Source organism: Methanosarcinales archaeon (assembly GCA_014859725.1).
GTDB lineage: Archaea > Halobacteriota > Methanosarcinia > Methanosarcinales > Methanocomedenaceae > Kmv04.
Genome location: JACUTQ010000118.1, coordinates 1 through 7,184 on the forward strand (window position 1 = coordinate 1; position 7,184 = coordinate 7,184).

At 41.0% G+C, this 7,184-nt stretch carries 9 protein-coding genes; 6 read left to right on the forward strand and 3 right to left on the reverse strand.

Going from position 1 to position 7,184, the window contains the following annotated elements:
- The first annotated feature begins 84 nt into the window (after positions 1-84).
- The 3 genes from IBX40_09515 (at position 85) to IBX40_09525 (ending at position 2,608) form a co-directional block, all read left to right on the forward strand.
- Positions 85-714 carry a hypothetical protein gene (locus IBX40_09515; protein ID MBE0524552.1) on the forward strand — a complete coding sequence of 210 codons (630 nt, stop codon included), beginning with the start codon at positions 85-87 and terminating at the stop codon, positions 712-714.
- Positions 715-757: 43 nt separating this feature from the next.
- The gene (thiD, locus tag IBX40_09520) at positions 758-2,092 is read left to right on the forward strand and encodes a bifunctional hydroxymethylpyrimidine kinase/phosphomethylpyrimidine kinase (protein ID MBE0524553.1); all 1,335 of its coding nucleotides are present in this window, start codon (positions 758-760) and stop codon (positions 2,090-2,092) included.
- Positions 2,093-2,287: 195 nt separating this feature from the next.
- Positions 2,288-2,608, forward strand: coding sequence for a DUF3368 domain-containing protein (locus IBX40_09525; protein ID MBE0524554.1), 321 nt, complete (start codon positions 2,288-2,290; stop codon positions 2,606-2,608).
- Positions 2,609-2,742: 134 nt separating this feature from the next.
- Here IBX40_09525 and IBX40_09530 read toward each other — a convergent pair whose 3' ends face one another.
- Together IBX40_09530 and IBX40_09535 are read right to left on the reverse strand one after the other, a co-directional pair.
- On the reverse strand, positions 2,743-3,036 hold the full coding sequence (locus IBX40_09530; GenBank protein MBE0524555.1) for a hypothetical protein: 294 nt from the start codon (positions 3,034-3,036) through the stop codon (positions 2,743-2,745).
- A 5-nt stretch (positions 3,037-3,041) separates the two neighbouring features.
- Complete coding sequence (locus IBX40_09535; protein ID MBE0524556.1) at positions 3,042-3,719, reverse strand: RNA ligase partner protein; 678 nt, start codon at positions 3,717-3,719, stop codon at positions 3,042-3,044.
- 180 nt (positions 3,720-3,899) lie between these two features.
- Between IBX40_09535 and IBX40_09540 the strand changes: the two genes are divergently transcribed.
- Positions 3,900-4,568 carry a DsbA family protein gene (locus IBX40_09540; protein ID MBE0524557.1) on the forward strand — a complete coding sequence of 223 codons (669 nt, stop codon included), beginning with the start codon at positions 3,900-3,902 and terminating at the stop codon, positions 4,566-4,568.
- Here IBX40_09540 and IBX40_09545 read toward each other — a convergent pair.
- The gene (locus tag IBX40_09545) at positions 4,565-5,593 is read right to left on the reverse strand and encodes a class I SAM-dependent methyltransferase family protein (protein ID MBE0524558.1); all 1,029 of its coding nucleotides are present in this window, start codon (positions 5,591-5,593) and stop codon (positions 4,565-4,567) included. The genes IBX40_09540 and IBX40_09545 overlap by 4 nt on opposite strands.
- 74 nt (positions 5,594-5,667) lie before the next feature.
- Here IBX40_09545 and IBX40_09550 point away from each other — a divergent pair, with 74 nt between their 5' ends.
- Both IBX40_09550 and IBX40_09555 read left to right on the forward strand, forming a co-directional pair.
- The gene (locus IBX40_09550; protein MBE0524559.1) at positions 5,668-6,603 is read left to right on the forward strand and encodes a hypothetical protein; all 936 of its coding nucleotides are present in this window, start codon (positions 5,668-5,670) and stop codon (positions 6,601-6,603) included.
- A 71-nt stretch (positions 6,604-6,674) separates the two neighbouring features.
- Complete coding sequence (locus tag IBX40_09555; protein ID MBE0524560.1) at positions 6,675-6,947, forward strand: hypothetical protein; 273 nt, start codon at positions 6,675-6,677, stop codon at positions 6,945-6,947.
- Positions 6,948-7,184: the final 237 nt, after the last annotated feature.

The window sequence follows — 7,184 nt, forward strand, 5'->3', positions numbered from 1 at the left end:
AATAATAATAATAATAATAATAATAACATTAATTCCAGTAAACCGATAACACCGATAACACCGATATCTGATACTGAAACTGTAATGGAACTCTCCATCAAAGAAGTTCTGGATAATCCTTACGCATACAATAATGTTCAAATAACAGGTATTGTAAACCAGACAATCGACGTTCCCGGATACACGCTAATGGAAATCAGCGACGGTACAGGAAATATGTGGATCGCAGGTGCCTCGATTTCAATAAAAAATAGTTCTCAAATTACGGCTTCCGGTAATTTGGAAACAGAATTCTATAGTAAAACCCTGGACAAAACATTCGATGTTTTGATATTAGCTAGTTCGGTTTCAGGTGATACTGCAACCTCTATAACATCAAATCCACCTCATGGCGGTATTGAGCCTGCACCCATTGACGTTAATGTTACTGCCATCGAAGGCGGTACCAGAATTGAAGAAATATTAAATAATACTACTGATTTTGCTGATCAGGAAATAAAGTTGGCAGCAGTTGTGACAAAGAATGTTGTACTTATCGATTACACTATGATCACAATTGAAGATGGTACAGGCGAATTGAAGGCAAAATCACCAAATTCATTTGAATTTTCAGTCGGAGAGAAAATAATTGTCACAGGTACAGTATCTACCGACGTGGATCTTGGTTCTGGGTATTATTATGATGTTTTGATTGAGATAACAGAGAAAGAATAGATACTTTTTTATTTTCTAATATCAATATATTATAAGTGATCTTATGGGTAAATATCCGGTAGTCCTGACAATAGCAGGTTCTGATTCTGGTGGGGGTGCAGGGATTCAGACAGATCTTAAAACATTTGCAGCCCTTGGTGTCCATGGGACAAGTGCCCTGACCTCAGTAACGTCCCAAAATACTACTGGTGTAATAAATGCATTTGACCTACCCTTAGAGACTATTGAATCCCAGATCAGGGCAGTGGCCAATGATATGGATATTGCATATGCTAAGACTGGAATGCTCTCATCCTCAGAGATAATTACAAAAGTAGCAGAGTTGGTCAGGCAATATAAGTTCCCACTCGTAATAGACCCTGTTATGGCTGCCGAAGCTGGCGGCAGTCTGTTAAGAAGCGATGCAGTCAAGACGCTAAAAGAAGAATTGATTCCTTTGGCAAAAATAATAACACCCAATATCCATGAAGCTGAGGTTCTTTCTGGATTGCGGATACATGATCTGGAAGATGCAAAAGAATCTGCCCGGATTATAGTTGATTCCGGGGCCAATGCTGTAATAATTACAGGGGGACATCTGAATGGGACCGATCTGCTGTATGATAATTCTGATTTTACGTTAATAGAAGGAGAACTTGTGGAAGGAGGAACTCATGGTGCCGGATGTACCTATTCCGCGGCTCTGACAGTATTTCTTGCTCAGGGTGCAGAACTGAAGGATGCCGCTGCCGGTGCCAAGCTCTTTGTTACCAGGGCTATTATTGAGAGCCGACCAGTCGGAAAGGGTGTGGGACCTGTCAATCCGGTCTGGCATGTTTTGGAAACAGCCCAGAGATATGAATCGATTCTGGATGTTAAAAAAGCAGTAAAAATATTGGAATCGTCAAAGGATTTTGTACATTTGATACCGGAAGTGGGATGTAATATTGCCAGTGCTATCCCCCATGCATCTGAAATTGACCAGGTATGTGCCCTGGATGGAAGAATTATAAGATCAGGCAGTAAAGTGTGGGCCGCCGGCTGTCCTGCTTTTGGAGCCAGCAGGCATGTAGCCAAAATCGTACTGGCAGCCATGCACCATGACTGGGATATGAGAGGAGCTGTGAATATCAGGTACTCTGATGATATTTTGAAGATAATCAATGAAATGGACCTGAACGTAGCAACCTTTGACAGGAGCCATGAACCGGCTGGAATGAGTACAATGGAATGGGGCACCAATACTGCTATTGATAGGTATAAAAAAATCCATCACCAGATACCTGATGTGATCTTCGACCGGGGTGGTGTGGGCAAGGAACCGATGATCAGGATTATTTCACATAGGGCCGTGGACGCTGCGCAGAGGGCTGTAATGGTTGCCAGGGGTTTGGTTTAAACGTGTCAATGAACAGGTCATAAGAAGAAATATATTTTTTTATGGTTTTTAAGTAAAATAAATTTCCTTGAAAAAATTAAACATTTCCCAGAATACAAATATACTACTAAATCAGTTTATAACGAGGTTGTAGTAGAAGGAAAAAAAAGTGGAAGACCGGAAGTCTTTCTTATTGAAAACATCATCGAGATCGGGATGATCAAATTAAAAATACCAGCTAATGAGCAATACACAATCCACCTATTAGATAATCCAAGAATTCATAGAGGTGATGCTGATGTGCTTGCTTTAGCTTCTGAGTTGGATGGTATTGCTTTATTAGACGATGAAGAAGCTAGAGGAATGGCTGAGGTAGAAGGGATAGAGCATCATGGAACAGTCTATTTACTTCTTAGAATGGTAAGAATGGGACTAATAACAACTGATGAAGCTATAGAAGGTCTGAATGAAATGATACACTTCGGGTGGAGATGTTCAACAGAATTATATGTTGAGATTTTAAAGATCCTGAAATAATAAATTCGAAGAAACGAAATAAAAATGCCTACATTTCAAATGTAGCATCAACAGGATGCTCCATAATTAAGCATGGTGAAATCCTGGTTGGGTAACTAATAATGAGCAGCTTTTGTATATAATCAGGCAGAACCTCACCCCTTTACATCAGTCTTCCCTAAAAATCGATCACATGTTCCTGCTGTCTCAAACACTACCTCTCGACTCCCCTTTTTATTAACAAACACACCCAACAGCACTAACAACATTCCAAAATTAGCATTAGACTTAACGATCATCAATCCGATGAGTACAATTGTCATGGCAGCCATCCCCTTTAAGGCCCCACGCCTGAAAGAATCAAACTTTGTGCGCCGGTAGATGCGGATATCCCGTAGTGTTAAAAACGCTACAACTACAAAAGCAAGTAACGAAATCTCAAAATACATAGTTTCTATTTATTTTTATGATGCAAGTATTCTTTGATAATGGATGGAAATGACTTTGCTTCAACAAAACGCAATCCCAGCTGTTCAGCCCAGCGTTGAACACCCATATCAGATGCCACCACAGCAGCGTCAAGTTCCTTGGCTAACAACAACACATCAATATCAGGAGCGCTGTCCAGAATCCCATATCTCAGGGCAGTTCGGTACTTATCCCTGAACTTTCCTACAATACTTCCGATAACATCTCGTTCAATCTCTATCTCAATATTCTTCTTATCCTTTGATTGGGAAGTGGTGAACAGGCATACAGTGGCAGCTTCTAATATGGCATCCTCTGCTACGGTCATACCTTTATTGATTCGGCTGCGCATGTAATCAACATAATCATAGAAAATCTTGGAAGGAATTTTCACCTCATATCTATCAGGTGTCTTTTTCACCAGCCATGTGTCTATCTTGGCAATTACTTCTTCATCACATCCATTATTTTTGGCAAAATCCCGCAGTTCATTATAGACCGATGGATAGGGCACATAGCAGCTGATATCATACGATAAACGGGCATCTGAAATGATATCCAGGATACCGTTTATCCCGTCACATAGTGTTTCAAACCCACTTACTTCTCTTGTTGCTGAATCAGTAAGGGCGCTGGTATCTAACACAAAACGCTGTCGTAACATAATAAAAACTCTTAACAATATAATAACAGCCGTTGATACAAATATTTTGCTATGTGATTCATCATCTGAATTTAATCATCTTTTTCAAAAAAAATGTAAAAAAGCTAAATATAATGTATTACAATCTTCAATAGGTTGTAATAATTATAAATTATTTCTGAGAATCTGAGGAAACATAAAATGGAAAGATCAAAACTATTTACAGTCTTGGTAACTATTACCATATTCTTAAGCCTGATCACTCTACTAGCAATCAACCTAAATTACAAATCAAATTCCAATGAAGAACTTAATACACCAACAGAGCCCACCCAAGAGAATCCAAAGTCCCAGTTCAGCGCCGATGATGACCCGGTAAAAGGTTCAAAGGAAGCCCCTGTTACAATAATCGAGTTCAGTGATTTTGAGTGTTCTTTCTGTGCCAGTTTCTCCTTACAAGTCTTACCCCTGATTGAAGAGAATTACATTCAAACCGGAAAAGTAAAATTAGTTTTTCGAGACTTCCCATTAGACTTCCACCCGCATGCCAAAAAAGCAGCAGAAGCTTCAGAATGTGCAGATGAGCAGGATAAGTACTGGGAATACCATAACAAGCTATTTGAAAACCAGAATGCTCTGGACATTAAAAATCTCAAACAATATGCTGCAGACCTTGGGCTGGATGAAACTGAATTCAATGAATGCCTGGATTCCGGAACAATGACTTCTGAGGTCGAAAAGGATTTACAGGATGGTAGTGGTTATGGCATTAGTGGAACACCCACCTTTTTTATCAGTGGGATCAAGGTTGTGGGTGCCCGGCCATATGAAGTGTTTGAGCAGGTAATTGAGCAGGAATTAAATAGCTAGTTTTCTAAAACTAGAAATTCGATACATACATTATACTGATACGGAGCATATGTCCTGACAATTCGAGTCTCTAAACATTCAACTTTTTTTCCAATTTCTTTGGCCGCTTCAGTGATAAATTCCCATGAAGTCTTATAAAGATCATCTTCAGGAGTAATATCATAAAAATGCACGATCCCGTTGTTTCTGGCAACCAGTATCCCGCAGTCCAGGAAATCACGGGCACTATGAGGCAGGTTCATGATAACATGGTCGGCTGAATGTTTAAATTCTTCAGCCACATATCTTGCATCACCCTCCACTGCTACCACATTATCCAGCTTATTCAACTGCACATTTTCCTTCAGGAATTTTACTGCCTCTGGGTTCTTATCAACTGCCACCACTGTTGATCCCGGTACGCTCTTCCCGATCAGAATACTGAAAGGACCCACACCCGTGAACAGGTCTACCACACACTGCCCCCGCTTTACCATATCTGCAACCCGCTTTCGTTCAGTTGCCAGTCTGGGTGAAAAATAGACTTTTGCAAGGTCTAGATTATAACGGCAGCCGTATTCGGTATGAATGGTATGCGTTCTATTTTCACCAGCCAACACAGCAAATCCCCTAATCCTGAATTCACCTGAAACCGGGCCTGTCGCTCCCAGTACCACTTTTATACTTTTTCTGAAATCCATTAAAGCTCTGGCAACTTTTCCAGCTTCTGTTTGATCAGCATCCATTACAGCAATGTCGCCTATCACCTCAAATGAAGGCGAAAAGCCAAGCATATCTTCCAAAGATGGTTTATGGATCTTTGGTTCAAATTCAGTTTCAATAATAGTAATATTCTCTTTCGATGAAGATGTCTCATCAAACAGCATTTCCAGATCAGCAGTGCCTGGCTGCCTTTTGAGTGGGATAAGAATATCCTCTCCATCCTTATATATCTGTGCATAAGTGTGGATAAAGTCAGTTTTGAGCAGTAATCTCCTGGTTTTTTCTGCTGATGTTCTCGACACTTTTACTGCCCATAATCTCATGGAATACATGATGTCATCGCATGATAAAAAGGATTTAGATAAATAATTAAATAAGCCAGAATTATTATGTAGTGATGAAAAACCCCCTGACCCTGAAGATTCGATCCCGGTTAGATTGCCTCTGCGATTTCACATATAATTTTTACTGGCAACATAAAGGTTCAGAACTTGATCCGGATGCCCCTATTAAGGAACAAGTGAACAGTAATTACTCGTACAGGGACTTAGTGGAACATCTAAGATCCGATTGCGACGTCCATATTACAGATAATGTGGGCAGTAGACTTGCTTCCAGCCTGGGCGTGGATCTGAAATATTTTGGTGGGAACGGTAAAGCGTTAGATGCTGGCAGCATATACATTGATGGAGATGTGGGAACCCGTATGGGTATCAGCATGTTGGCAGGTCTGATATATGTTTCAGGCAATGTATCTGAGCCGATGGGTAATATTGTCGAGGTAAATTCAGACGCAAGCGGTTATCGATGCTTCAGGTCCATTACTGATATTCTGCACAATGGACTAAATGCCAATGAATTATATGATAGTAGAAATTCTTACCAGGATGGTGAGACTCCAATTTTAGAGCTTGCTGACAACATTCTCAGAGATACTATCGGGGCAAGATGCGTTAAGGATGCTATTATCAAGGTTGAAGGGGATGTAAGCCTAAGCACAGGGATTCTAATGCAAAAAGGTATTATCGAAGTGGACGGCAATGCAGGCATGAACACTGCAACATTGCTGGCAGGCGGTACCGTGGTTGTGAGAGGCAGTAACGGTGAATTCGGAGCAGCAGGAATGCGGTCTGGAAATCTGATCATAACAGGAAAAACGGGAGGATATATTTGTGCCAACATGCGTGGAGGGGCCGTATTTGTAAAAGCTGACATAAAAGTCATACCGCCTGCTTCAAAGTCCCAGCCCTCCTCCGGGGATTTGAAAATGCTAATTCAGATTCTTGAAACAAACCGATTTGATGCTATGAGTTACAGGAAATATTCTGTATGATTGCGTTATTATAGTTAAGATCCAGTAAATGCTACTCAGAAGCCAGGTACAACCGCTGGACCAGGCGCCACATGTGCGCCCAGGACCGTGAAGTTAACCGGCAATATCAAAGCCTCGAGATGCTGCGGCATTATGCAGGGAACAGGAAGAAGGGGCACATTTTCATCAACGAGAGGACCGGGAAGAGGCTTACCCTGCGGCATTTTGAGAAGATGATCGATAAGTGGGACAGGCTGCTTAACATCCAAAGATGTCAGTCCATCAAGCCCAGCGGGAGGGAGTATCATCTGATCACGTTAATGGGACTGAGGGAAGCAGGAGAGTGGCACCATGATCTGCAGTGACGGTGATCCTGATGTGTCTGTAAAGGCTTACATTAAAGTAGGGAGCGGGTGCAGGCATCAGTGTAGGGGGATGTAGCAGGTAATTGTAGTAATTTATGATGCGGGATTAAAGATCATTCGTTAGTCAGCTATGCCTATATTTACGCTGCAGAAGTTAAAGACTGATTTTCAAAAAGATTTTTAGTAACTATTCAGCCCATCTTTAATTTCAGTCAACTCATCAGTTCCGATATTAAA

Excerpts from the sequence above, each read along its gene's own strand:
- IBX40_09515 (MBE0524552.1), top strand. The coding sequence starts at position 85 with ATGGAACTCTCCATCAAAGAAGTTCTGGATAATCCTTACGCATACAAT.
- thiD (MBE0524553.1), top strand. The coding sequence starts at position 758 with ATGGGTAAATATCCGGTAGTCCTGACAATAGCAGGTTCTGATTCTGGT.
- IBX40_09525 (MBE0524554.1), top strand. The coding sequence starts at position 2,288 with ATGATCAAATTAAAAATACCAGCTAATGAGCAATACACAATCCACCTA.
- IBX40_09530 (MBE0524555.1), bottom strand. The coding sequence starts at position 3,036 with ATGTATTTTGAGATTTCGTTACTTGCTTTTGTAGTTGTAGCGTTTTTA.
- IBX40_09535 (MBE0524556.1), bottom strand. The coding sequence starts at position 3,719 with ATGTTACGACAGCGTTTTGTGTTAGATACCAGCGCCCTTACTGATTCA.
- IBX40_09540 (MBE0524557.1), top strand. The coding sequence starts at position 3,900 with ATGGAAAGATCAAAACTATTTACAGTCTTGGTAACTATTACCATATTC.
- IBX40_09545 (MBE0524558.1), bottom strand. The coding sequence starts at position 5,593 with ATGAGATTATGGGCAGTAAAAGTGTCGAGAACATCAGCAGAAAAAACC.
- IBX40_09550 (MBE0524559.1), top strand. The coding sequence starts at position 5,668 with ATGAAAAACCCCCTGACCCTGAAGATTCGATCCCGGTTAGATTGCCTC.
- IBX40_09555 (MBE0524560.1), top strand. The coding sequence starts at position 6,675 with ATGTGCGCCCAGGACCGTGAAGTTAACCGGCAATATCAAAGCCTCGAG.